This window comes from Rhodococcus koreensis (assembly GCF_900105905.1).
Classification (GTDB): Bacteria; Actinomycetota; Actinomycetes; order Mycobacteriales; family Mycobacteriaceae; genus Rhodococcus_F; species Rhodococcus_F koreensis.
In genome coordinates this window covers 6,267,908-6,290,960 of record NZ_FNSV01000005.1, presented here as the reverse complement: position 1 = coordinate 6,290,960, position 23,053 = coordinate 6,267,908, and the positions used below count along the sequence as shown (strand labels likewise).

General features: G+C 64.5%; 23 protein-coding genes. 9 read left to right on the top strand and 14 right to left on the bottom strand.

Annotation, left to right across the window (positions count from 1 at the left end; translation table 11 throughout):
• Positions 1 to 65: 65 nt before the first annotated feature.
• The 4 genes from BLV94_RS51635 to BLV94_RS33160 all read right to left on the bottom strand — a co-directional run bounded on the left by BLV94_RS51635 (position 66) and on the right by BLV94_RS33160 (position 4,497).
• Entirely contained in the window at positions 66 to 1,214 is a 1,149-nt protein-coding gene (locus BLV94_RS51635; RefSeq protein ID WP_072937162.1) for a LuxR C-terminal-related transcriptional regulator, read from the bottom strand.
• Entirely contained in the window at positions 1,211 to 2,341 is a 1,131-nt protein-coding gene (locus tag BLV94_RS33170; RefSeq protein ID WP_083395755.1) for a helix-turn-helix transcriptional regulator, read from the bottom strand. The genes BLV94_RS51635 and BLV94_RS33170 overlap by 4 nt, the downstream gene beginning before the upstream one ends.
• A 157-nt stretch (positions 2,342 to 2,498) precedes the next feature.
• Positions 2,499 to 3,563 carry a DODA-type extradiol aromatic ring-opening family dioxygenase gene (locus BLV94_RS33165; RefSeq protein ID WP_072937161.1) on the bottom strand — a complete coding sequence of 355 codons (1,065 nt, stop codon included), beginning with the start codon at positions 3,561 to 3,563 and terminating at the stop codon, positions 2,499 to 2,501.
• 118 nt (positions 3,564 to 3,681) lie between these two features.
• Positions 3,682 to 4,497: an IclR family transcriptional regulator gene (locus BLV94_RS33160; protein ID WP_072937160.1), complete on the bottom strand. Its 816-nt coding sequence runs from the start codon at positions 4,495 to 4,497 to the stop codon at positions 3,682 to 3,684.
• A 224-nt stretch (positions 4,498 to 4,721) separates the two neighbouring features.
• Here BLV94_RS33160 and BLV94_RS33155 point away from each other — a divergent pair, with 224 nt between their 5' ends.
• The 9 genes from BLV94_RS33155 (at position 4,722) to BLV94_RS33115 (ending at position 12,799) form a co-directional block, all read left to right on the top strand.
• Positions 4,722 to 5,789 carry an amidohydrolase family protein gene (locus BLV94_RS33155; RefSeq protein ID WP_072937159.1) on the top strand — a complete coding sequence of 356 codons (1,068 nt, stop codon included), beginning with the start codon at positions 4,722 to 4,724 and terminating at the stop codon, positions 5,787 to 5,789.
• Entirely contained in the window at positions 5,773 to 6,756 is a 984-nt protein-coding gene (locus BLV94_RS33150; RefSeq protein WP_072937158.1) for an alpha/beta fold hydrolase, read from the top strand. The genes BLV94_RS33155 and BLV94_RS33150 overlap by 17 nt, the downstream gene beginning before the upstream one ends.
• A 197-nt stretch (positions 6,757 to 6,953) precedes the next feature.
• Entirely contained in the window at positions 6,954 to 8,096 is a 1,143-nt protein-coding gene (locus BLV94_RS33145) for an MFS transporter (RefSeq protein WP_072937157.1), read from the top strand.
• Positions 8,097 to 8,190: 94 nt separating this feature from the next.
• On the top strand, positions 8,191 to 9,387 hold the full coding sequence (locus BLV94_RS33140; RefSeq protein ID WP_072937156.1) for an NAD(P)/FAD-dependent oxidoreductase: 1,197 nt from the start codon (positions 8,191 to 8,193) through the stop codon (positions 9,385 to 9,387).
• Between the two features lie 11 nt (positions 9,388 to 9,398).
• Positions 9,399 to 9,677, top strand: a complete 279-nt coding sequence (locus BLV94_RS33135) for a hypothetical protein (protein ID WP_072937155.1) — start codon at positions 9,399 to 9,401, stop codon at positions 9,675 to 9,677.
• Between the two features lie 46 nt (positions 9,678 to 9,723).
• A complete protein-coding gene (locus BLV94_RS33130) occupies positions 9,724 to 11,037 on the top strand; it encodes an aromatic ring-hydroxylating oxygenase subunit alpha (RefSeq protein ID WP_072937154.1) in 1,314 nt (437 codons plus the stop codon).
• A gap of 50 nt (positions 11,038 to 11,087) precedes the next feature.
• Positions 11,088 to 11,591: an aromatic-ring-hydroxylating dioxygenase subunit beta gene (locus BLV94_RS33125; protein WP_072937153.1), complete on the top strand. Its 504-nt coding sequence runs from the start codon at positions 11,088 to 11,090 to the stop codon at positions 11,589 to 11,591.
• A gap of 44 nt (positions 11,592 to 11,635) precedes the next feature.
• The gene (locus BLV94_RS33120; RefSeq protein ID WP_072937152.1) at positions 11,636 to 11,971 is read left to right on the top strand and encodes a non-heme iron oxygenase ferredoxin subunit; all 336 of its coding nucleotides are present in this window, start codon (positions 11,636 to 11,638) and stop codon (positions 11,969 to 11,971) included.
• A gap of 45 nt (positions 11,972 to 12,016) precedes the next feature.
• Positions 12,017 to 12,799, top strand: coding sequence for an SDR family NAD(P)-dependent oxidoreductase (locus BLV94_RS33115; protein WP_072937151.1), 783 nt, complete (start codon positions 12,017 to 12,019; stop codon positions 12,797 to 12,799).
• Positions 12,800 to 12,924: 125 nt separating this feature from the next.
• Here BLV94_RS33115 and BLV94_RS33110 read toward each other — a convergent pair whose 3' ends face one another.
• The 10 genes from BLV94_RS33110 to BLV94_RS33065 all read right to left on the bottom strand — a co-directional run bounded on the left by BLV94_RS33110 (position 12,925) and on the right by BLV94_RS33065 (position 22,951).
• On the bottom strand, positions 12,925 to 13,422 hold the full coding sequence (locus BLV94_RS33110; RefSeq protein WP_072937150.1) for a flavin reductase family protein: 498 nt from the start codon (positions 13,420 to 13,422) through the stop codon (positions 12,925 to 12,927).
• Positions 13,423 to 13,470: 48 nt separating this feature from the next.
• Positions 13,471 to 14,547 (bottom strand): 3,4-dihydroxy-2-butanone-4-phosphate synthase, encoded by a 1,077-nt coding sequence (ribB, locus tag BLV94_RS33105; protein WP_244163724.1) that lies wholly within the window; start codon positions 14,545 to 14,547, stop codon positions 13,471 to 13,473.
• A 207-nt stretch (positions 14,548 to 14,754) separates the two neighbouring features.
• The gene (locus tag BLV94_RS33100; protein WP_072937148.1) at positions 14,755 to 15,090 is read right to left on the bottom strand and encodes a VOC family protein; all 336 of its coding nucleotides are present in this window, start codon (positions 15,088 to 15,090) and stop codon (positions 14,755 to 14,757) included.
• Between the two features lie 24 nt (positions 15,091 to 15,114).
• Positions 15,115 to 15,924 carry a mycofactocin-coupled SDR family oxidoreductase gene (locus tag BLV94_RS33095; RefSeq protein ID WP_072937147.1) on the bottom strand — a complete coding sequence of 270 codons (810 nt, stop codon included), beginning with the start codon at positions 15,922 to 15,924 and terminating at the stop codon, positions 15,115 to 15,117.
• Positions 15,925 to 15,997: 73 nt separating this feature from the next.
• On the bottom strand, positions 15,998 to 16,252 hold the full coding sequence (locus tag BLV94_RS33090; RefSeq protein WP_072937146.1) for a muconolactone Delta-isomerase family protein: 255 nt from the start codon (positions 16,250 to 16,252) through the stop codon (positions 15,998 to 16,000).
• 24 nt (positions 16,253 to 16,276) lie between these two features.
• The gene (locus BLV94_RS33085) at positions 16,277 to 17,116 is read right to left on the bottom strand and encodes a mycofactocin-coupled SDR family oxidoreductase (protein ID WP_072937145.1); all 840 of its coding nucleotides are present in this window, start codon (positions 17,114 to 17,116) and stop codon (positions 16,277 to 16,279) included.
• A gap of 134 nt (positions 17,117 to 17,250) precedes the next feature.
• Positions 17,251 to 18,426: an LLM class flavin-dependent oxidoreductase gene (locus tag BLV94_RS33080; RefSeq protein WP_072937144.1), complete on the bottom strand. Its 1,176-nt coding sequence runs from the start codon at positions 18,424 to 18,426 to the stop codon at positions 17,251 to 17,253.
• A gap of 309 nt (positions 18,427 to 18,735) precedes the next feature.
• Positions 18,736 to 20,244, bottom strand: a complete 1,509-nt coding sequence (locus BLV94_RS33075; RefSeq protein WP_341866490.1) for a flavin-containing monooxygenase — start codon at positions 20,242 to 20,244, stop codon at positions 18,736 to 18,738.
• Between the two features lie 151 nt (positions 20,245 to 20,395).
• Positions 20,396 to 21,922, bottom strand: a complete 1,527-nt coding sequence (locus BLV94_RS33070; protein ID WP_072937143.1) for an aldehyde dehydrogenase — start codon at positions 21,920 to 21,922, stop codon at positions 20,396 to 20,398.
• A gap of 48 nt (positions 21,923 to 21,970) precedes the next feature.
• The gene (locus BLV94_RS33065; RefSeq protein WP_072937142.1) at positions 21,971 to 22,951 is read right to left on the bottom strand and encodes an alpha/beta hydrolase; all 981 of its coding nucleotides are present in this window, start codon (positions 22,949 to 22,951) and stop codon (positions 21,971 to 21,973) included.
• Positions 22,952 to 23,053 lie beyond the last annotated feature (102 nt).

Below are 23,053 nucleotides of genomic sequence, written 5' to 3'. Positions count from 1 at the left end.
TATGTGGTGAGTCCGTCACCCACCGAGATGGTCTGAGTGCGCGCGTGAGACTTTCGTGGCCCCTGTCACCGCTGGCCGGTCATCGCCAGATAGCGGTAGATCGCCTCGGACCGGTTCATCGCGCCCAGCTTGCGAAGTATCTTCTTGACGTGCGTCTTCACCGTGAAGATGCTGATGACGAGTTCGTTCGCGATCTCGGCGTTCGATGCGCCCCGGATCAGCAACGTGAACACCTCGCGCTCACGCGTCGTCAGCGATTCCAGCGCGGCGGGATTCAGATCGTCGTGGGGCGTACCGGGCAACGCCGAGACCTGCTCGGCCGAGGTCTCGTCGAGGAAACTGACGTCCGCGTGTTCGAGAAGCTCGGCTTCGCGGGCTTCCTGTTGCAGGCGTTGGACGATCACATCCTTCTGTTCACTGAGGCGGTCGGCCAGCATCGCCCGTTCGAACAACGTCCCGAAACCGCGGGCATATGCCCCGAGCATGTCCCGTACCACAACGTTCACCGGGTCCCCGGAAGGTCGACTGCCGTGCACGAGACCGATGACACCGGTCGACACGGTAATCGGGGCAACCACATAGGAGTCGGCGGCGAGCATCTGCATGACCTCGGCACTCGGCCGGACGTCGGCGTTCGGCCCGGCGAGTACCGCGGATCTGGTCTTACACGCCCGGCTCTCGGCTGATTCGAAACCGAGGGGTAATGCCTGCAGGGAACTCAGGACCTCGTCCGACCTCGTCGAGCTGTGGAGCTCGAGCGCCGTCCACGAGCCGTTGTGCACCTCGGACAGGAGAATTCGGTCGAGTCGCGCTGCGTTCGCAGCCTCGAAGCAGATTCTTTTGCGAAGACCGGCAACGGATTCCGAGCCCCGTAAACGCCGGATCGCGCTGGCGAACTCGGCGGGTTGCACGACGTGCCCCGGACCCTCGCGCATTGTGCGAATCCGCGTGCGCGTGTTCTGAAGGTCGACGATGAGGCGGCCGAGCGCTCGTTGCTGCTCGGGGCCGAGCGCGGGGAATGTCGCAATTGCCGATTCCGTGGCCTCGTCGAGGAGCGCCATCTGGGTGCCGAGCGAGACAACGCGGATCTCGTGGGAGCGGGGGCCGACGCCGTACTCGTCGCGCAACCGATCGAGGAGAACGATGACCGCGTGCGACAACTCGCGGTCGGTCGTCGACCTGACGGTCGCTCGCCCCTCCGTCTTCCCTGTCATCTCGCTCGGCGCGCCTGACTCGAGTAGAGGGCCGTCGCCGCGGCACGAGTCGGTGCGTGCAGCTTCTTGAGCACGGCTTTCACATGCGATTTCACGGTGCCCTCGGAGATGACCAGTGCCTGCGCAATCTGATTGTTGGTGGCCCCGGTTGCCAGGTGGGACAGGATCTCGCGCTCCCGGACGGTCAGCACGCTGTTGATCTCGAGCGCCCGGTTCTCCCCGGGCTCATCCGTGGAGCCCTCGACCGGTGCGGCGGCCTGATGAGAGAGAACCGCATCCGCCTTCGAGATCCGGTCCAGCATCGTCTGGGTTGCGTCGAACGACTCCTCCACCCGGGCACGCTGCAGTTGAATTCGGTGCTTCAGCACCGCCTGCTCGTACACGATGGCCAGAATGGTCGCGAAGGTGTCCAACCGATCCCGGTCGTCGGGATCGAGAACATGCTCCGACCCTGGCCGGTCGGCGTGGAGCAGTCCGATGACCTTACCTGCGGACATGACCGGCGCCGCGACGTATGCCGACGTCCGAGATCGGCTGACGATCTCCTTGTGTGTGCGGTCGTCGTCAGCCGGGGCGGCGACCAGCGCGGGAACCCGGCGTCGGACCAGCTCGGTTTCCAGAGGCGCTTCAGCCAGGGACAACACCGCGGAGTCGACGTAGTCGGAGAAGTCGAGAGGCGAGCCGTCGAGCTCGGGCCGCAGATAGAGGCGGCGGGGCTGCCACAGAGAGCCGGACACAGCTGAGACCATCGAGCGCGCGAAGGGCAATTGTGTACACACCACCTCCGGTGCCGCCTCGATGATCTGTCGCGGGGAAAGTCCCCGAAGCGTCACCGCGGCGTCGTGCACCTCGCCCAGCTCCGCGATCCGGCGAATCGCCTCGGTTCTCGCCAGCTGCTCCTGAACACGTTCGATGTCGACGAGAACCCGGCAAGCGTCTCCGATATCGGTCTCGGCGAGCTGCCCATCGGTCAGCGCTTCGACGAGGCGACCCCTTGCCGCTGCAAGAGACACCGACAACGTGGGAGAGCCGACGTCCGGGTTGTGCTGGTGGTCGACCAGTAGCTTCCTTGCCCTGCCGATACAGTCGGCTGCTTGGTGCTCGAGATCCGCGTGATCAGGATCCATTGACGTCTTCGTCCGGCTCACCTTCTCGTCACACCTCCGGCCGCATCGGCACACCACTCGACATGATTGTTGTGACTGGCATCACTCTGCAGTGTAGCCCGATCGCCCAGCTATCGTCCAATGGTATGACCGATCAGCTGATCGCGGGTACGCTGATCTACCCCGAGTACACGGCAAATGCCTTGTTGGAGTTGAAGACGTCGGTCACCACGAGGTCCGACCAGTCTCGGCGCAGGCCGAGCTCCTCGACCGCACCGAGCATGCAGAACCAGTTGAGAATTTCGTGCTGGCCGGCGTCGACAACTTCTGCGCTGGTGTAGTTGCGCATCAGCCCGAAGTCGTCCTCGAGCAGCGCCTTGTAGATACGCAGGTCGGCTTCGGTATCGGGACGCATATGCCACAGCTTGTCGGCGAGGAAGGCGTGCGACCAACTCGAGGAGGCGACGAACGCCACCCTGAGATCACGGTCGCGGAAATGTTGCGCGACCGCCCGACCGACTTGGAAACACCGGGCCGGCGTCGGACCCGAGGGGTCGAGAACCTCCGATTCGATGTCGGCGAATCGCGCCAATCCACCTTTGCGCGCGATGGCATGCTGCCCATAGCAATTGACCGTCATCGGGATGAAGGGATATGACATCTCGGCGCCGGCGTCGGCGTAGTCGAGGAACAATTGCGTATTCAGGATCGCGTGCGGAAAATGTGCGGCGGTGCGCTTCTTGTACGAGTAGGCCATGTCGAATCCGCGCTCGATCAGGCCGTCGGCGAGTTTCCTGGCCCCCGACGCGTCACCATGCATCACGATCTCGAAATCGTCCGGCTTCCCCCAGAAGTTCGAACTGCCTCGCTCGTTCATCACCTCGAAGGCGGGCACCTCGAGGTCTCCGTAGGCGAGCACGCAGAACGGTGGCACCACCTCCTCGCGAAAATTCTCGTACTGGTCGTCGCCCCACACCACGACGACGTCGGGGGCGAACTCGTCGACCGCGTCACGCACCCGAGTCAGATTCGCCACCAGCTCCGCACGATGCGCCGATGCGGCGGCGGTTCCACCGTCGTCGGACCACTCGCGACGCATACGGTCCGGCCAGTGGGCCGGGTCCTTCTCCTCGTCGGGGATGTCCGGGTCGGTGAGAGTCCATCGCAGCAGACCTGCCATGTGCTCGTCGGTTCCCGCCAACAGCGGGTAGTGGGTCATGCCGAGAGCGAGGAAGTCTCCCATTGGCCGTCCTTTCTGAGGTGGCGCCTCGGCGCCGTCACACGCGCCGGGGGTATCGCTCCCCATCGTGTGACGTGCGCGCGCCACACGCACAGCAAGTTCCAGTGCCCGGAACGCGGCGTCAGTCGTCGAACGGAAAGAGATCGGCCCTACCCTGGGCGAGCATCTGGGTGGTGTCACGGCAGATGCGGTGAGCAGTCAGTTTGACGGCGTTGATCACCGACTCCGAGACCTCCTTCGCCGAGTCGAACTGAACGGCGACAGCACCCATCGGCCGGCCCTTGATCAGCACCGGCGCGGCGATGTTGCCCAAGCCCAGAACCACCCCGTCCTTCTGCACGGCAACTCCCGCCACTCGAACGTGCTTCAACTCGTGGCGAATTCGGACCGGGTCCGTGATCGACTTCGGCGTCAGTCCTACCAGAGGTCCGGCCAGCAGTTCGGTGAGCTCCTCTTCACGCAGATGCGCCATCATCGCCCGGCCCATCGCGGACAGGTGCGCGGGGATCCGGGTGCCCACCTCCCCGATGGGTCGCGCGTGGTTCACCGCGAACAGCGCCTGCAGCACGACGACTTCGTTGCCCCTGAGGACGCCGAAGTGCACGGATTCCTTCGACCAGGCCTGCAACTGCGCCAAGTGCGGCAGCGCAACCTCGCGCATTCCGTCCACCGGCATGGACGAAACCAGCCGCAACAGCCGGATACCGAGCCGGTACCCGGCACCGTGTTCCTCTATCACCGCCAGTTCACCCAACCGCTGCAGCAATCTGTGCACCGTCGACTTGGGCAGGCCCGTCTTCCTGCTGATCTGTGTCAGGGTCAGAACCCGATCGCGCTCGTTGAACGCATCGATGATCGAGAACGCCTTCGCCAGGATCGAAGGCGGTGAGCTCCCCGCACCGCCGGTGTCGTGCTTGTCTTCTTCCATCTGCATCATCCGGGCCTCCGCAATCTTCACTCCGCCGACCCCGCGGAAAACTAATGTAACGGCAGTCACAGCGCGCTGACATTCAGGGTACGTGCCCGCCGATCGGTTCCAGCCCCCGGAACTACAGCGGCCGCAGCCGCACCGAGCCCCTAACGTTCCCTCCGTCCGGCTTGCCCGACGACGCGGGCAGGCCGGACGGAACACGCCACGGATGCGCGCGAAAGGAGACCCTCGTGGTTCCACCCGGCACCATCGATGTGCATGCGCACTACTTCCCCCGGGACGCACCCCCTGCCGACGTCATCGCAGGTTTTCCGCGAGCACCCCGATTGGTGCTCGATTCTCCCGCGGAGGGACGGCTCGTCCGCGGATCCGAAGACTTCCGCGCCGTCCGGCGCGCTCTCTGGGATGTGCCGGCGCGCTTGGAGGACATGGATCGCGCGGGTGTCGGGGTTCAGGCGATTTCTCCTGTTCCGGTCACCCTGGAGTACGGCGCCGCGCCGGCACCCTTCGCCGCGTACTGCCGGTGGATCAATGAGTCCACCGCCCGCGCAGTGGAAGACGGCGATGGCAGGCTCATCGGAATCGGAACAGTTCCCCTCTTGTCTCCCCGGGACTGCCTATCCGAACTTCACTACCTGTCCACAGTTCTGGGACTGCGGGCGATCGAGATCGGCACACGGATCAACGGGATGGAATTGGACGACCCGGCACTCGAGTACTTCTTCGATGCGGTCGACGGTCTCGGACTCGCGGTAATGGTCCATCCCGTCGACGGAGGCGGTGGCGCGGTGCGCCGTTCGGGGTTCACTTACGACTTCGGACTGGGGATGCCCTCGGATACCGCGTTGGCGGCTACCGCGCTTGTCTTCGGCGGGGTGCTGGACCGTCATCGACGACTACGCATCGCCATGGTCCACGGGTGCGGCACCTTTCCCTGGGCATACCCGAGACTGCGCCTCGGCGCCCACTTGGCCGCCACACACGTCCCAGACGATCTGGATCGCCTCGTATCACGTCTCTACGCAGACACATTGGTCTTCGACCCGGGACTCCTGCCTGCGTTGGTACACCGCTTCGGCCCGAACCAGATCCTGCTCGGCAGCGACCACCCCTTCATTCCGGGACAACCTGGAGATGGACTGGCGGACTTGAACTCTGTGGCACAGCATTTGCCGCCCGGCACCGTGCCGAGAATCCTCCGCGAGAATGCGCTCGAATTTCTCGGACTGGCATCCGGCGCACTCGTCACCGACCACTTCTCACCGATAAAGGAAGATCACCATGGCACTCACTGCTGAAAATCTCGTCGACGTTCCCGGCTTGGCCAGCCGTTGGGTCCGACTGGCGAACGGCGCCCGCGCCCACTACATGACCGCCGGCACGTCGGGCCCCGCCGTGATCCTGCTCCACGGCGGATTGCCCGGCTCCTCAGGCCTCGCGGGATGGCGCTTCATGGCCCCCTACCTCGGCGAGAACGGTTTCCGCGTCTATTGCCCCGACATGCCCGGATTCGGCCTGTCCGATACTCGTGCGGAGTATTGGCCGGACGGCATGGAGTCCTTCGTCGACTTCATCGACCAGTTCGCCACCGCACTGTGCCTCGACGAGTTCCACCTCGCAGGAAACTCCATGGGCTGCATGAACACGGTCAATTACACGGTTGCACACCCGGACAAGGTCAAGAGCTTCATTCTGATCGCGGGAGATGTCGGCGACGTCGTCCCGGAGCACTTGACCCCGCCGGCGGGCGAGTTCCGTCTCACCGCCTACGACGGCACACGCGAGGGAATGCGCACGATGATGGAGGCGATCATCCATCGCGGTGAGGCCATCAGTGAAGATCTGATCGACATGCGCTACCTCTCCGCGAGAGACCGGATGGACGCGCACGCGAAGTTCTGGCCCACTCTCCTGCAGTACCGGCGGATCACGGACTGGACGGACGAGAATCGCGCCGCCCGTTTGGTCACCAAGGGGCGCCTCGACCGGTTGAGCACTCCGGGGCTCTACCTCTACGGACGCCAGGACATCCTGACACCGGTCGAGTGGGGGTACGTCCAGGAAGACCACCTGCCCAACGTGCAATTCTTCTATCCCGACGAGTGTGGCCACCAGGGCCAGACCGACCGACCGGACCTGTTCAACCCGGTCTTCCTCGAATTCTTCCGCGACGGGAGGGTTTCCGGAGATCTCGCCGACGCCGCCGGCGTCTCCGATCGCCGACCCGAACTGCCACTGATCGATCGCTCCCTGGTCTCTGCTTGATTCTCCGATGACAACCGATGGCCGACGCCGGAATCCACGATTCGGCGTCGGCCATCGGTTGTTTCCGCCTCCGCCAATCCAGGAAGTGTCCGATGCCCCGACCGCAGTCCGTGCCGGCCGAAATCTCACCACCTGCTCCGGCAAGATCGCTGCGAGCCGGGCATCGCGACCGGAACTGGTTCTCACTCTGTGCGGCAATGTTCGTGGTCGCGTGGGGCGGCAATCAGTTCACTCCGCTGCTGACCATGTACCGGGCGGAGCGCGGGTTCAGCGAACTCGCCGTGAACACACTGCTGTTCGCGTATGTCATCGGCCTGATCCCCTCGCTCCTCCTCGCGCATCGGCTGGCGGCCCGCTGGGGCACCCGCACTCCCCTCGTTCTCGCCGTACCCGTCAGCGCGCTGGGTTCGATACTGGTCGCAGCCGGGTCACACTACCCCGCACTGATGTTCGCCGGGCGAATGTCGACCGGCATGGCTCTGGGGATCGGAATGGTGGTCGGCGGGCTGGCGCTCGACTCGCTGACCACTTCACCCGGCCGTGCTCCACGAGCGTCGGCAATGAGTCTGACGAGCGGCTTCGCGATGGGTGCAGGTGCCGCGGGCGCCCTCGCCCAGTGGGCGCCCGCACCGACCACCGCGGCTTTTCTGCTGCACGGGGTTCTCTGTGTAGCTGCCGCCCTGCTGATCGCGCGAACGACGACGAACAGCCCGGTGCGGGCTCGGCCAGAACCGTTGGAGAGGAATCGAATACTTCTTCCCCGCGCATTCCACCTCCTGGTGATACCCGCGGCACCGTGGATCTTCGGCGCCCTCGGCATCGCGTACGCGGTGCTCCCGCCCATCGTGGCGCCTCAGCTGGAAGGCTTCGACACGGCGTTCTCCGGTCTGCTGTGTCTACTGAGTTTGGGACTGGGCTTCGTCGCGCAGCGACTCGTCGGGCGCACGGCGGGACGATCGGGCCCGGCCCGCGGGATCGGACTGACACTCTTCGTGGCCGGCACGCTCGCCGCCGCCTTTGCCGCCGCAACCGCGTCGATCTGGCTGGTCGTGGTTGCGGCATCCGTGCTGGGCGTCGGATACGGATTGACGTTGGTCGGGTGCTTGCGTGACTGCGAGCGATTGGCCCCGCCCGGCCGGCTGGGGACGATGACCGGCCGGGTCTACTGCCTGGGTTACCTGGGGTTCGGACTACCGACGGCGATCGCCTGGCTGCACAGTTCCTATGCGATCGGCACGCCTGCAACATTGCTGGGCGTGGCGTCGGCAGCCGTCGCCGCCAACGTCGCAGGTGCCGCCATTCTGCGGATCCTGTCGCGGACGCGCGCCAGTCGACGCTAGCCGGGCTACATGCTCGCCGACTCGTCACCAATTCGCGGTTCCAGCGGCCGGAACTGCACACCACCTGGGCGTGATGCGTGGCTACGTTTCGACTATGTCCTTCCTGATCGTCGGCGCCTCGGTTGCAGGCACCAGAACAGCAATCGCATTGCGGCAGCGCGGTTTCGCCGGGCGCATCGTGCTCCTGGAGAGCGAGGAGCACTGGCCGTACGACAAACCCCCTCTGTCCAAGGACCTCCTGGCCGAGGGGCACGCCCCGGATGTTCCGCGGCTCCTCACACCGGAGCTCGCAGCGGAGTTCGACCTCGACGTCCGGCTGGGCGTGCGAGCCACCGCTCTGGACCCGGTACGGAGGGTAGTGATCGCCCACACCGGTGAGCAGTTCTCGTACGAGCAGTTGGTGATCGCTACCGGTGCTCACGCACGGTCCCTCCCCATTCCTGCCGTGCCGGCGGGGGTTCACACGCTGCGCACGCTCGACGACGCTACGGCTCTGCGAGAAGCTCTCACCGGCAGACCGCGGGTGGCTGTGGTTGGCGCAGGCTTCATCGGCGCCGAATTCGCCTCCGCGGCGCGGGGGCGCGGCCTCGACGTCACCCTGATCGAGGCACTCGAGATCCCGATGAGTCAGGTTCTCGGCGACGAGGTCGGACGCGAGATCGCGTCGATCCACACACTCGGCGGTGCCCAGCTCATCACCGGAGCGCGGGTGGAACGTTTCCGGGGCAGTGAGCACGTCGAGGGCGTCGTCCTTGCCGACGGAAGCGAGGTACCGGCGGACCTCGTCGTCGTCGGCGTCGGCGCAGTACCCAACACCCGGTGGCTCGAGAACAGCGGGCTTCCCGTCGACGGCGGGGTGCACTGCACTGACCGCTTCGAGGTCGAGGGATTCCCGTCGATCTTCGCCATCGGCGACCTCGCCCTGCGTCGGCATCCGCTGCTGGGTATCCGGGCGCGGATCGAGCACTGGACCAGTGCCGGCGAACAGGCCGATGCGGTCGCCGCGATCGTGACCGGTGCAGAACCCCCTGCACCGCAGCTTCCGTACGTGTGGTCGGACCAGTACGGCTCCCGGATCCAGATAGTCGGGAGGCCCTCGCTCGGTGAACTCGCCCATCGCGAGGGGGCGATCTCGGAGGGCCGCTTCCGTGCCGTCTACACCGACGCCGACCACAACCCGATCGCCCAGGTCAGCGTCAACGACCCCAGAGCAGTCGCTGCGTTCCGCAAGAACCACCGTCGCGGCGGGAGTCTCGCGGACCTCGTCGGCGGCCAGATACCCGCCCGATAAGGAAGGCACCCATGCGTCAGATCCAGCATTTCAAGGGGGGTCCGGACAAGATCCTCCACATCGAAACCGAGGGCTGCAAGATCAACGTGATCATCGGGACCCACGACCTCAGCAACGAAGTCTTCACCACCGTGGAAATCCTGCCCGCCGAACCGGACGACGACGGACGGAACTGGATGGCAATCGGCCCCACCGCCGTGCTGGTCGTCCCGGCCACCGGCTCCGATCCCGACAGTTGGCTCTTCCGGGACATCACCACAACCGATCCCCGCGTCGCCGACCACCACTAACTCACGCCGCCGGCGCGGCCCGCACTCACCAGAACGGATCAGCCCCATGACCGCAGAGCAATTCATCATCGACGACCGCGAGAACAGCCTTTTCCGGGTCAACCGTGAAGCCTTCACTTCCGAGGACGTGTTGCAGCGCGAACGAAAAGAGATCTTCGACAAGACGTGGCTGTACGTCGGACACGAGTCCGAGATTCCCGGCAAGAACGACTTCCAGACCCGGGACGTCGGCGGCCGACCGGTGATCTTCAACCGGGACCGGCACGGTGACGTCCGGGTGCTGCTCAACACCTGCCTGCACCGCGGATCCTCCGTCTGCCGGCACAGCTCCGGCAATGCGAAGATCTTCACCTGCTTCTACCACGGCTGGGCGTACCGGAACTCGGGCGAGTTGGTCAATGTGCCCGGCAACGAGGACTACAAGAGCGAGCCGGCTGCCGTGTACAAGGGTCTGCAGTCTCCGGCGCAGGTGGACTCCTACCGGGGGCTCTACTTCGTGAACTTCGATCCCGACGCGCCTGATCTGCTGACGTACCTCGGCGACGCCCGCTATTTCATCGATCTGGCAGCCGATCAGTCCCCCGAAGGCGTCGCGATCCTGGAGGGAACCCACAAGTACTCACTGAAGGCCAACTGGAAGCTCCTCGTCGAGAACAGCATCGACGGGTATCACGCCAAGTCCGTTCACCACACCTACTTCGAAATGATGATGGAACTCGGTGCCACACCACCGATGCTGGGCAAGGAGACCGTCAACGGTGTGGCACCGGCCGGTATGGGAACCGAATTCCCTAACGGGCACGCCACATTGATGTATCCGGCCAACGGACTTCCCCTGGCCACCGACAGTGTCAAGCAGACCCTCGCCGGCCTGCGGTCGCAGGCCGAACAGTCCTTCGGTGAGAATTATGCCAACGCGATGTTTGGCCTCGCGCGAAATTCGGTGTTCTTCCCCAGCCTCATCCTGATCGATCTCAGCTTCGGTTTGACGCTGCGCACATTCCACCCGGTGAGCCCATCGGAAACGCTCGTCACCGGTTGGCAGATCATCCCCAAGGGTGTCGACGAGGAGTTCGTCAGATACCGCATCAACAATGCACTCACCTTCTGGGGGCCGGCCGGCCTCGCGACCCCCGATGATGTCGAGGCCCTCGAACAGGCGCAGAAGGGGTTCGGCGCACGCGGCGAGGTCGGCTGGTCCGACGTGTCGAAGGGAATGGGCAAGCCCGTGCCGGCGGCCAACGACGAACTGCAGATGCGGTCCTGGTGGCGGGAATGGAACCGGCGCATCACCGGACAGCAGCTCCCCACCGAAGGCACGTCGTTCGTTCCCTTCGACAAGCAGGCTGCCGATGCCTGACCTCGTTCGATAAGCCGCACATCCGCCAGTCACCTCAGAAGGACACTCCCATGACTTCCGTGTCAGAGACACCCACCATCACGACGCGTAACGCCGTCGAGGAATTCCTGTTCCATGAAGCCGGCCTGATCGACGAATGGCGACTCGAGGAGTGGCTCGACCTGTTCACACTCGATTGCACGTACGAAGTACCCGCCACGGACCGGCCGGACGCGGACCCCGGTCTCACGTGGTCACTCATCCACGATGGCCGCACCATGCTCGAACAGAGGGTGATTCGCCTGAAGAAACCGGAAGCACACGCCGAATTTCCCCATTCACAGACCAGCCGGATCGTCGGCAACGTGCGAATCCTGACACAGAACAACGAGTCGATCTCCGTCACAGCCAATTTCATCATCAACCGCGCGAAAGCCGGCAAGTTCGACACGTATGTCGGCCGCTACGACTACGACCTGACCCCTCACGGTTCCTCCTTCCTGATCCGCAGGAAGCGGGCCGTTCTCGCTCACGACATGCTCGATCCCCAGGGCAAGATCAGTTTCATCATCTGAACTGTCACCGCGCACCGTATCCGCGCATCACGAGAGGGCCGACCATGGCACCGGAAATATCAACCGCAGCACTGATCTTCGCGTGCAACGAGGAAGATCTGGCCGACGGCGAAACCCTACGCTTGGAGGCGGATGGCGGGATCGCCGTCTATCGCGTCGACGGCGAGTTCTTCGCGACCTCCGACTCCTGCAGTCACGAGAAGTGGTCGCTGGGCGAGGAGGGCGAACTCGAGGGCCACGAGGTGCTCTGCACACTCCACATGGCCCGGTTCGACGTCCGCACCGGAGCACCCCTGTGCTTTCCCGCGGTGCTGGCGTTGAAGAAGTATCGGACCGTGTTGAGCGACGACCGGGTGTACGTAGCACCGAACGAAGACTGAACACTCTCGCGTCCAGCATATTCCAGAGGAAGGCAGCAGCACCACATGAACAGATTCAAAGGCCGGACTGCGGTTGTCACCGGGGCCGGCAGCGGCATCGGCCGCGCCATCGCCGTGCGACTCGCCGACGAAGGGGCGGACCTCGTCCTCGGAGACATCAGTGCCGACGCGGTGGAGGCGGTGGCCGAGCACCTTCGCCCCGGCAACGCGGCGTCCGTGACCACAATCGTCGGAGACCTCTCACAACGTGAGGACGCCGCCGACCTCATCCGACGGACTGTCACGGAACGCGGCGCGGTAGACGTGCTGGTGAACTGCGCGGGCGGTGGCGTCATCCTTCCCACGTTCGACCACACCGAGGAGACCTTGCGGGCCACCATCGACCGCAATCTCTGGACGACCCTGTACACCACTCTAGAAGCGCTGCCCCACATGGTGGACGCCGGTTACGGCCGGATCGTGCACATAGGAGCGGAATCCGTGCGCAATGGGCTGTACCGGCACGCGATCTACAACGCCGCCAAGGGCGGGGTCCATGCGTTCGGGACCGGACTCGCACGAGAGTTCGCAGATGCCGGAATCACCGTGAACACGGTCGCCCCCGCGTGGATCGAGACACCGGAGGCCGCAGCCAAATTGGCGTCCGCGACCCCCGAAGCGAAGGAGGACATGGCGGTCTTCGGCGCCCAGATGCGCAACCTCATCCCGATGGATCGACCGGGGACCGTCGAAGAAGTCGCGGCTGCCGTAGCCTTCGTCGCTTCCGAAGAAGCGTCCTACGTCACCGGTCAGGTGATCAGCGTGAACGGTGGCAGTTCGATGCTCTGACCCCGGCCTGTATCTGCAAGAACACGGTTGACCGACCGCCGCGTCGCCCTACCCGAAGTGCCCAGCGACCGGTTACTCCAGCCGAAGGTCGAGCCACGACCATCCCCGCACCGCTACCTCGCGTGTCAAATCGCGGCAAGTCGGCGGAAGCGGCTGCCGTGAAACACCAGAGGCGGCGTGTCGGGCTCAGCGCGAAGACCGTGCACCTCGAGCACCACGATCGCATGGTCCCCCGCAGGAACCTCGGCGTGGAGCGAGCAGTCCAACCACAGGCTCGCCCCATGGACGAAGATGCTGCCGTGCGGAGACTGGTCCCAGTCGACGCCGGCGAACCGGTCGCCGTTCTTGTCGGAGAGGCTTCGGCAGGCCCTGTCATGGCCTTCGGCCAGGACACTCAGGCCCAACCTTGTCGCGGTTCGCAGCCGTGGCCACGTCTCCGAGATATCCTGCACACACACCGAAACCAGGGGTGGTGTGACCGACACCGAGGTGAAGGAGCTCGCTGCCATCCCGACAGGTACACTGTCGACGATCGCACACGCGGCTGTCACGCCCGAGGGGAAGCATCCGAAGGCCCGCCGAAGCCGAATGGCATCCTGGTCGAACGGTTCGATCTCAATCATTTTTGTGTCACACCTTTTCCATGTATTGCATGACCAGTTCTGCAGTGGTCACGCACTTGTCTTTTCTGCGAGAGTGGCGCTTCGCAATGAGCTGCGGTCGATCCGGATGGGTCGGCTTGCCTCGTGATGGACGGACCGCACCGATGTCACCTCGAGATCCGCCAGAATCGAGGCGACCACAGTGTCGGTCCTGTCCGAATCCCCTGTAGACGGGGCTCCAGACAGTCCGCACGCATACGGTCGACCTTGCGCTCGGATGTACACGATCACTCCCCGCCGCTCCCCCGCCACCGTGGCCAGCCCTCTGTCGAGATCCTTCCGGCAGTCGCAGGCCGTTGATCCGAATACATCACCTGTCAGGCACTCCGTGTGCACGTGGACGGGCACGTCGGTTCCGTGGACATCCCCAGCGACCAGAGCCATGTGTTCGGCGCCATCATGCACACCGCGATAGCCGACGGCGCGAAACTCGCCGTGTGAAGTCGGAAGCGCAGCATCCGCATGTCGGCGCACCTGTGACTCAGTGCGTCTGCGGTACGCCACCAAATCCCCGATACCGACGATCTCGATCCCGTGCTCGGCCGCGAAGCGCTCCAGTTCTGGCCCATGTGCCATCTCGCTCGGCGTGTCCGTCGACACAATCTCGCAGAGGCCACCGGCTGGCCGCAGGCCCGCAAGCCGAGCCAGGTCGACAGCTGCCTCGGTACGCCCCGGACGCTGCAAAACTCCGCCGTCACGAGCTGCCAACGGCACCACGTGCCCGGGACGAGTGAAGTGGGCCGACTGGGCCGATGACGATGCGAGAGCCGCGATGGTGGTCGCGCGGTCGGCCGCCGAGATGCCGGTGCCTCGGCCCCTGAGATCGACTGAGACTCGATATGCGGCGGCGTATTTGTCGCCCGACGCGTAAGACATCGGGGGTAAGTCGAGGCGATTGCAGTCGTCGGCAGGCAAGGCGACGCACACGAACCCCGACGTGTGCCGGATAACGAAGGCCAGCAATTCCGTGGTGGCGTGCTCGGCCGCGAAGATCAGGTCGCCCTCGTTCTGTCGGTCGGCGTCGACGACGACAACGGGACGTCCGGATCTGATCGCGGCCACCGCCCGTTCGACACTGTCGCGCACCGACGGCCATCTGGCACCGAGCTCTCTCATGCGCGTCCTTTCTGGGCCTGACGGACGGAAACTTGCGAGAACCGCGCCGTCGTTGCTTGAAGATCTGTGTCCAGCCTGCACCGCGGGTGTGCGCTCCGTCACCTGTCGAAACCGTCAGCTCATGGCACTGGCTGGTTCGGAGACCGACAGCGTCTCTCTCGACAGGCCTGGACGTGATCAACGAGGGCCGTACACAACGAAGATGTTGCCCCAGGGATCGGCGGCGACCGCTCTGATCTCATGTGCCCCCTGTTCGACCGGACGCACGACCCTGCCACCTGCGTGTTCGATCGCGTGGAGTGCGGCAGTCACGTCCGGGACCTTGAACGATGCGGCGACCCGCTCGGCCAGATCCTCCTCCGGCGCGGCCAGGGCGAGAGTCGTCCCGCCGGCATCGAGTGCAGCGTACCGATCACCGTCCACGAACTTCGTCTCGATGCCGAGGCCGTCGCGGTAAAAGGCCGCCGCCGCGGCGACGTCCGCGACTGGATGGGTAACGTTGCCCAACTTCACTTCTGAGGGATCCACGGATGCCCGTCAGAAGGTCGTCCAGCCGGCATCCACCGGCAGCGCTGCTCCGGTAATGAAGGCTGATTCGTCGGACGCAAGAAACACCACCGCGCGGGAGACACCGTCCGGCGGAATCAAACCGTCGGGCAGCAGTGAACGGTCGAGTGTGAAGAACCGCGGCTGCCACTCGCTGGACTTCTCGATGGTCCCGCCCTGCAGCATCTGGGTGTCGACCATACCGGGCAGGATCGCGTTGGCACGGATGTTGTGCCGCCCAGCTTCCCACGCGAGGGTCTTCATCAAGCCGAGTACGCCGTGCTTGGCCACCGTGTATGCCACCGAGGACGGCTGGGCCTTGATTCCCATCGCAGACGAGGTGAGGATCACCGATCCGCCGAGGCCGCCCTCGATGATCTTGGGGATGAAGGCTTTGGTCACCTTCCAGGCACCCGTCAGAAGGACGTCGATACTCTCCTGCCAGTCCTCTTCATCGGTTTCCCAGGCGTTCTCGGAAATCGCCCAGATCCCGTGGTTGACCACGACCACGTCAATGCGGCCGAACTCAGCCATCGCCTGGTCGGCGAGTGCTGTCAGGGCGTTCAGATCGCGGGCATCGGCCTTGACCGCCAGGATGCGCTGGTCTTCTTTTTCCACGAGGCGCACGGTTTCGGCCATGTCCTCGGCTGTGGAGCCCTTGTGAAGTGGGCTACGAAGGCTGTCGAGAATGTCGAGCGCGACGATGGTGGCCCCCTCCTCGGCCAGTGCCACCGCGTGGGCCCGGCCCTGGCCTCGGGCCGCGCCGGTCACGACGGCCACTTTTCCGTCTAGTCGTCCCATTTCTCTCGGCTCCTTGTTCGAGGTGGCGGCACGCCTCTCTGGCGTACCGCACATGAATGCGCTGGATGTTGTGTCAGAGGATCTCGACGGCGTCGACGGCGAAGGTCATGGTCGCTGAACGCGCGAAAGGAAGAGAGTCGAGTGCTTCCTTGACTGCGGCCGCGTCGGTGGCGTCCAAGATCAGGTAGGCCCCGGTGTTGTCGGTTCGCCTGATGAGTTGCTCGATGATCCCGGCGTCACGCAACTCATTGACGCGTGCGAGTTCGGCAGCCATCTCGGGCGCGGGGTCCTTGCCTTCGACGAATCGTGCGTCGACGTGGAACTTCATCGTGTCCCTTTCGATTCGTGGCGGCTATTTGAGGAGCAGGCCCGCATCGATCGGCAGTGTCACCCCGGTGATCAGGCGGGCATCCTCGGATGCGAGGAAAACGACGGCCTTACTGATGTCAAGGGGATCCGCGACTGCGACCGGAAGCGCGTGCAGCGACGCGGATGCCACCTCGAAATCTTCTTTGGTGGGGTGCTCGAGATCGGGTCGGAAGATCTTGAAGGTCTCGTCGTTCATGATCATCGGCGTATCTACCTGCGTCGGGTGCACACTGTTGACCCGGATCGAGTGCTGGGCGAGCTCAGCCGCCATGGTCTTCATCAGACCGACAACGCCGTGTTTCGCCGCACTGTAGGCGGCGATACCCTGGTACACACGCAGGGCCGCCATCGAACTGGTCAGAATCATGGATCCGCCGCGGTCGCCCTCAACCAGATACGGCACCGCAGCCCGACAGGTCTTCCAGACACCGGTCAGATTGATCGCCAGCATCTGATCCCATTGCGCCTCGGTGATCTCGTGTGCCGGGATGGCGGACGTCGCGATTCCCGCGTTGGCAACGACGATATCGAGGCGCCCAAGTTCCTGCACGCCGGCCCGCAATGCGGCGGCGAGGGCGTCGCCGTCGCGGACGTCGACCTGTGCGGTGACGATCCGGCGGTCGAGATTTTCGACTTCCTTTGCCGTCTCGGCAAGTTCGTCGGCCGATCCGAGTGCGTACCCGAGGCCGAGCTCCGGCTCGTCGTGGGCGATGTCGATCGCGATGATGTCGGCGCCCGCACGGGCGAGCTCGATGGCGTGGCTTCGGCCCTGGCCGCGTGCGGCCCCGGTGACGAAGGCGACCTTGCCGGACAGAGTGTTCATGAGAAGACCTCAGTTCGATAGGCGAGCGGTGGGCCGCGAAGCCGCAAGCCCACCACTCGATCTTTGGTATGCCCGCGCGGGAGCGTGGGCCCTCGGTTGCGTCATGGAGATGCCGCAGGCCGACGGTGCCTGGGTCAGGACGCGGCGGTCTCTGCGGCGTGCTTCGCCATCGCGTTCTCAACGCTCTTGATCTGGGCGCCGCCCAGTTCACCGCGAGTGGTCGCGGCCCAGTCCGCGCTCGCCTGCAGCGACTCGATACTTCCCTGGAACGCGGGGAACACTCGCTCAGCCATCAACTCGTAGGAGTGCAGAGTATTCGCCCAGTTCGCCCACTCGTGGGTCATGACCAAGTACGCACCGAAACCGCCATTGGACTGCTCTTTGAGCTTCGAGATCTGCTCGATCGCGTCGTCCGGGGTGCCGATCACACCGAGCCCGGAGTTGATCACGAAGTCGATTCGTTCTTCCGTCGTCCGGCCGGCGACGTTGAAGTGCACCGCAGCCTGCACATCCTGGAAGTAGTCGAACCAGGCATCGATGCCGTGGTGAACCTGCTCTCGTGCTAGCTCGCGGGTCTCTGCAATGTGCATGGGGCCGACGAGGCGCCACTTGGAGCGGTCCGCGGTCTGACCGAACTGTGCGGCTCGCTGCTCCATGACGTCCCAGTGCAGGGCGAGCGTGTTGACACCGTCCGGCGCCATTGCCGACATCGTCGCACCGATCGACAGGACACCGTCTCCGTACTTGCCCGAGATGCGTGGGCCTGTGGGCGACGCCACCGCCGCGACCGCAACCTCGAAGTCGGAATAGGGCCGAATCTGTGTGCGGGCTTCGATCAGCTCGTAGCGTGAGGTCTTGTGGCTGACGGTTTCTCCCGCGAACAAGCGCTTGAGGATGTCGACATCTTCCTCGAGTGCGTCACGCTGCTCGAGAGGGTCTATGCCGATCATGTAGGCGTCGGTGGTGAGAGCCCCCGGGCCCAGTCCGAGCATGGCGCGGCCGCGCGTCAGATGGTCGAGCAGAATGAACCGATCCGCAACCCACAGTGGGTTGTGGTACGGCAGCGACAGCACACCGGTACCGAGCTTGATCGACTTCGTCTGCGGTGCCACGTTGGCGATGAACGTGATCGGGTCCGGAATGATCTCGGCACCGCAGGAGTGATGCTCACCGATCCACGCCTCGTCGAAGCCGAGCTCGTCGAGATGCTGGACGAACTTGACGTCACGGTGCAGCGCGAGATGGGGATTCTGCCCCATCGGAAGATGGTACGGGGCGTGGAAGACACCGAAACGGAGCCGGTCGGTCATGAGAATCTCCTTGGTTGTCGCTGAGTCAGAAACGATCGCCGGGCCGAGCCGAGTGTTTTCGCCACGCGTGCGTTCGTTGCATCGAATGTCGAACGGGCAGAGTTGCACCGGCGTGTCCGCAGGGAAGTCCGATCGCCTTGGGGCCGCTCCGTTCCGTTCTCCTTCGACGCTACGAGGTCGATGAGAGCCGCGTCACTGTCGTTTCCGACAGGATCGGAGCCATACCACTGGGATCCGCCCTCTGGAGACGACTGTGCCGGCGACTCCGTGAGCGGAGTCGCCGGCATAGTCGTGGTGGGAACCGTGTGGTCAGCCAGCCACCGTGGCCGCGGCGGCACCAATATTGTTGAGTACGAACGGCTGGTAACCATCTGCCGCGATGTCATCGCACTTGTCCCGGTACTGGTCCAATCCGGCCGCATAGGGAAGGAAGCGGCTTGGCTTTCCTGGGATGTTGTCACCGGTGTACCACGACTTGGCCTTCACGTAGAGCGTTGTCGCGGCAACCTCATCGACGTGCTGCGCCCAGTGTTCGTCGAAGTCGTCGGTCGATTCGATGGTCGCCACGTCGTTCCGGCGCACGTAGTCGATGCAATCGGTGATCCATTCGACGTGTTGTTCGGCGAAGGCGACGACATTGCCGAGCACAGCGGGGCTTCCGGGACCGTTGACGAGGAAGAAGTTCGGGAACCCGGCGACCTGTAGGCCCAACGCAGCCTTCGGGCCCTCCTTCCAATACTCGCGAAGTGTCTGGTCATCGCGACCCCGGATATCGATCTCGGCCACAGCACCGCTGATGGCATCGAATCCGATCGCGAAGACGATGATGTCGACGGCATGCTCGACTCCTCCGCAGCGAACTCCGGTGGCGGTGATGCACTCCAACGGTGATCGGCGTAGATCGATCAGGTCTACATTCGCCCTGTTGTAGGTGGCGAAATAGTCGGTGTCAGCGCACAAGCGCTTGGCGCCGAACGGATAGTCGGTGGGGCTCAGGGCCGCCGCGGTCTCGGGATCGTCGACGATTTCTGCGATCTTCGATCGCACGAAGTCTCCGACAGCGGCATTTACTTCGAGGTCGGACATCGCGTCGGTAAAGGACCGAAGCATCGCGGGTGCGCCACCGACTGTCCAGCCCCTTTCCAGGACACGTATCCGTTCCTCGTCGGTGAGGTTCTTGCCGGGTTCCGGCACGACGGACGGTGGCATGCCGGATGGCGCGCGTCTGGCCTGGTCACGGCGGGTGTTGTAGTCGGACTTGATCGAGCGTAACTCGTCCTCGGACAGGCGTCGGTTACGTGCGGGCACCGTGAAGTTCGGCGTACGTTGGAGCACGAGAAGATGCTCGGCTTCCTCGGCGACCTTCGGAATGACCTGGATCCCAGTTGAACCTGTACCAATGACGGCGACGCGTTTGCCCGTGAAGTCGACACCTTCCGCCGGCCATCGAGCGGTGTGGAACCACTGCCCACGGAAGTCGTCGAGGCCGGCGAAATCAGGGCGCTTCGGTGCCGAGAGCCCGCCGGTAGCCATCACGCAGAACGTAGAACGGACAGATTCGCCTTTGTCGGTGTCGAGTTCCCAGCGTCCATCGATGAACCGGGTGGCGACGACGCGGGTATTGAACTCGATATGGCGGCGCAGGTCGAATCTGTCTGCGACATGGTTTATGTACGCCAGGATTTCCTGTTGTGGCGCATACCGTTCCGACCACACCCATTCCTGCTGAAGCTCCTCGGAGAAGGAGTAGGAGTAGTCGACGCTCTCGACGTCGCAGCGGGCGCCGGGATACCGATTCCAGTACCAGGTGCCGCCCACGTCGGAGCCGGCCTCGAACACGCGAACCCGCATGCCCATCTCGGTTGCGGTGCGCTAGGTAGAGCCCGGAAAAGCCGGCGCCGACAACTGCGACGTCGAACTCGGGCTCGTGCACTACGTGCTGCACTGTGTACGGTCCTTTCTCTGCGGATCAGCTGCGGGGAAGGGTGAACGGGTCGCGGGTTGCGCCCGACAATTCCAGCCACACCGACTTGACCTGGGTGTAGTCGAGTACGGCGTCGGGGCCGTTTTCTCGTCCGAAGCCGCTCTGTTGCATCCCGCCGAAGGGAACGTGCGGGGAGTAGTTGCGGTAGCAGTTGATCCATACGACGCCGCAGCGGAGGCGGCGCGCCATCCGATGGGCACGCTGGACGTCCTTGGTCCACACACCACCGGCGAGCCCGAACTCCGTGTCATTGCCGAGTTCGATGGCGTGCTCCTCGTCACGGAACGGGACGACGGCAAGCACCGGGCCGAAGACCTCTTCACGCGCCAGTCGCATGTGCGGTTGGACGCCGGCGAAGATGGTCGGTTCGACGAAGTACCCGTCGGGCACGCGATGGGGTGCCGCCCTCGTGCCCCCGGTGACCAAGGTTGCTCCTTCGTCGACACCGCTCGCGACGAGGTCCAGGACCTTGTTCAACTGCGCTTCGCTGACCAGGGGACCCATCTCGCTGGCAGGGTCCTGGGGATCGCCCAGCAGAATTGTTTCCGCCCTCGCACGAAGCCGGTCCACGAGCTCGTCGTGGACCGTCTCCTGCACCAGCAGCCGACCACCGGCAATGCACATCTGGCCGGTAGACGCGAAGATTCCCCCGATCACCCCGTTGACCGCAGCGTCGAGATCAGCGTCAGCGAAGACGATGTTCGGTGACTTGCCACCAAGTTCGAGGGTGACGGGAGCGACGTGCTCAGCGGCAGCCTTCATCACCGAGGTTCCCACGGCGGTCGATCCGGTGAAGCTCACTTGCGCCACACCGTCATGTCGAGCGAGTGCATCGCCCACCACCACCCCGGGGCCGGTCAAGACGTTGAAGGCGCCGGCCGGGAACCCGGCCTCCTCGACGAGCTCGGCCAACAAGAGGGTGGAGGTGGGAGTCTGATCTGCGGTCTTGATGACGACGGCGCAGCCGGCGGCGAGCGCAGGGGCGACCTTCATCGCCGTGATCATCAGTGGTGCGTTGAACGGGATGATCGCACCAACGACCCCGACAGGCTCTCGGGTCGTGTAGACGAGGTAGTTGGGGTCTCCGGTTGGGAGAGTGTGGCCCGCGATTTTGTCAGCGGCGCCGGCGAAGTAGCGCAGCCATGCCGCGACCTGCCCGACGGCCGGTCGTGTCTCGCGGATCAGTTTTCCGTTGTCGCGGGACTCGACGGCTGCCAGCCGGTCGGCGTCCCGGTCGACGAGATCGGCGAGCTTGTTGAGCAAGCGTGCTCGCGCCGGGCCCTGTGTTGCGCCCCATTCGCCTTCCATTGCGGCGGTGGCTGCCGCAACTGCCCGGTCGACGTCGGCGACGTCACCAGCGGGCACCTGCGTCCACACCTTCCCCGTCGAGGGGTCGATGGATTCCATGGATGCGCCACACGCAGCGGCAGTCCAGGCTCCGCCGATGTACATCGAGTTCGGAAGATCGCCGAACACGTCGGCCCGCGCTTCGTCTTGTGTGATGGAGGTCATGCTTTCCACGCTACGATTTCGGCGGCTCGGGCGGACCTGTTGCATCCGTCAGGATTTCGCCGACCGGCAGGCATCGGAGATGGCAACGGCGACACTGCGGATAGCATCGTCAGCAACCGCGAGGGTGCCGAACATGGAGAAGAATCCGTGTGCCACCGTGTCGTATCGGTGCACAGTCGTCGGCACGGACGCATCCTCCAGTCGACGTGCGTAGTCGAGTACCTCATCGCGCATCGGATCGTGCTCGGCGACGACGACGACAGCTGGCGCCAGCCCCCGCAGATTCGCGGTCAGCCCGGGTGACGCGTCCGCCTGGCTCCGTGCATTGACATCCGGAACGTACTGTGACCAGAACCAATCCATGTCATCGGCACTGATCAGCAGCTTGTCTCCGCGGTCGCGGTACGAGTCGGAGTTCATCCGGTGGTCGAGCACTGGATAGACGAGTACCTGCAATGCGATGGCAGGCAGAGCGTGCTCGCGTGCGGACTGTGCGACCGCGGCGACGAGGTTTCCGCCGGCGCTGTCACCCATCAGGACCAGCGGCGCAGACCCGGCCAGCGTGTTTGCGACCCACCGGACGGCGTCCTCGGTGTCGTTCACCGCTGCCGGATAGACGTGTTCGGGTGCCAGTCGATAGTCGACGCTGACGACGTCGCAGCCGGTGAGGGCTGCGAGTAGACGGCAGAGTCCGTCGGATTCGTCGAGACTACCGAGCACCCAGCCGCCGCCGTGGAAGTAGACGACGATACCGTCGGCCGGACCACTCTGCGGACGGTAGTGACGTGTAGGTATGTCGCCGTCGCGCCCGGGGATCTGGAGATCGAAGACGTCGGCGAGTTGGATGGCAGGTGCAGTGGCCGACCGCAGGGCAGCGCGTCGAGCTCGGATCTCGGACGCGCCGAGCTCCCGCATGGGCTCGGCGAAGTGCTGTTGGAACACCCTGACGACAGCCTGCATCTGTGGATCGAGTGGGAGGTCGCGTTGATCGTCACGAAGAGCGGGTGCGGCTCTTCCGACGTCTGTCATTGCTGACCTCCGGTCGAGTCGAGGGCCCCTGCGTTGTTCCGGTCATCGAGTGTGAAGTGCCGCATGCATTCCATGGTGGGGATTGGGGCCATGACGCGACAA

Bases quoted from the DNA above. Each gene is read 5' to 3' on its own strand.
- BLV94_RS51635 (WP_072937162.1), bottom strand. From the start codon at position 1,214: ATGACAGGGAAGACGGAGGGGCGAGCGACCGTCAGGTCGACGACCGAC.
- BLV94_RS33170 (WP_083395755.1), bottom strand. From the start codon at position 2,341: ATGGATCCTGATCACGCGGATCTCGAGCACCAAGCAGCCGACTGTATC.
- BLV94_RS33165 (WP_072937161.1), bottom strand. From the start codon at position 3,563: ATGGGAGACTTCCTCGCTCTCGGCATGACCCACTACCCGCTGTTGGCG.
- BLV94_RS33160 (WP_072937160.1), bottom strand. From the start codon at position 4,497: ATGATGCAGATGGAAGAAGACAAGCACGACACCGGCGGTGCGGGGAGC.
- BLV94_RS33150 (WP_072937158.1), top strand. From the start codon at position 5,773: ATGGCACTCACTGCTGAAAATCTCGTCGACGTTCCCGGCTTGGCCAGC.
- BLV94_RS33145 (WP_072937157.1), top strand. From the start codon at position 6,954: ATGTTCGTGGTCGCGTGGGGCGGCAATCAGTTCACTCCGCTGCTGACC.
- BLV94_RS33140 (WP_072937156.1), top strand. From the start codon at position 8,191: ATGTCCTTCCTGATCGTCGGCGCCTCGGTTGCAGGCACCAGAACAGCA.
- BLV94_RS33135 (WP_072937155.1), top strand. From the start codon at position 9,399: ATGCGTCAGATCCAGCATTTCAAGGGGGGTCCGGACAAGATCCTCCAC.
- BLV94_RS33130 (WP_072937154.1), top strand. From the start codon at position 9,724: ATGACCGCAGAGCAATTCATCATCGACGACCGCGAGAACAGCCTTTTC.
- BLV94_RS33125 (WP_072937153.1), top strand. From the start codon at position 11,088: ATGACTTCCGTGTCAGAGACACCCACCATCACGACGCGTAACGCCGTC.
- BLV94_RS33120 (WP_072937152.1), top strand. From the start codon at position 11,636: ATGGCACCGGAAATATCAACCGCAGCACTGATCTTCGCGTGCAACGAG.
- BLV94_RS33115 (WP_072937151.1), top strand. From the start codon at position 12,017: ATGAACAGATTCAAAGGCCGGACTGCGGTTGTCACCGGGGCCGGCAGC.
- BLV94_RS33110 (WP_072937150.1), bottom strand. From the start codon at position 13,422: ATGATTGAGATCGAACCGTTCGACCAGGATGCCATTCGGCTTCGGCGG.
- BLV94_RS33095 (WP_072937147.1), bottom strand. From the start codon at position 15,924: ATGGGACGACTAGACGGAAAAGTGGCCGTCGTGACCGGCGCGGCCCGA.
- BLV94_RS33090 (WP_072937146.1), bottom strand. From the start codon at position 16,252: ATGAAGTTCCACGTCGACGCACGATTCGTCGAAGGCAAGGACCCCGCG.
- BLV94_RS33085 (WP_072937145.1), bottom strand. From the start codon at position 17,116: ATGAACACTCTGTCCGGCAAGGTCGCCTTCGTCACCGGGGCCGCACGC.
- BLV94_RS33080 (WP_072937144.1), bottom strand. From the start codon at position 18,426: ATGACCGACCGGCTCCGTTTCGGTGTCTTCCACGCCCCGTACCATCTT.
- BLV94_RS33070 (WP_072937143.1), bottom strand. From the start codon at position 21,922: ATGACCTCCATCACACAAGACGAAGCGCGGGCCGACGTGTTCGGCGAT.
- BLV94_RS33065 (WP_072937142.1), bottom strand. From the start codon at position 22,951: ATGACAGACGTCGGAAGAGCCGCACCCGCTCTTCGTGACGATCAACGC.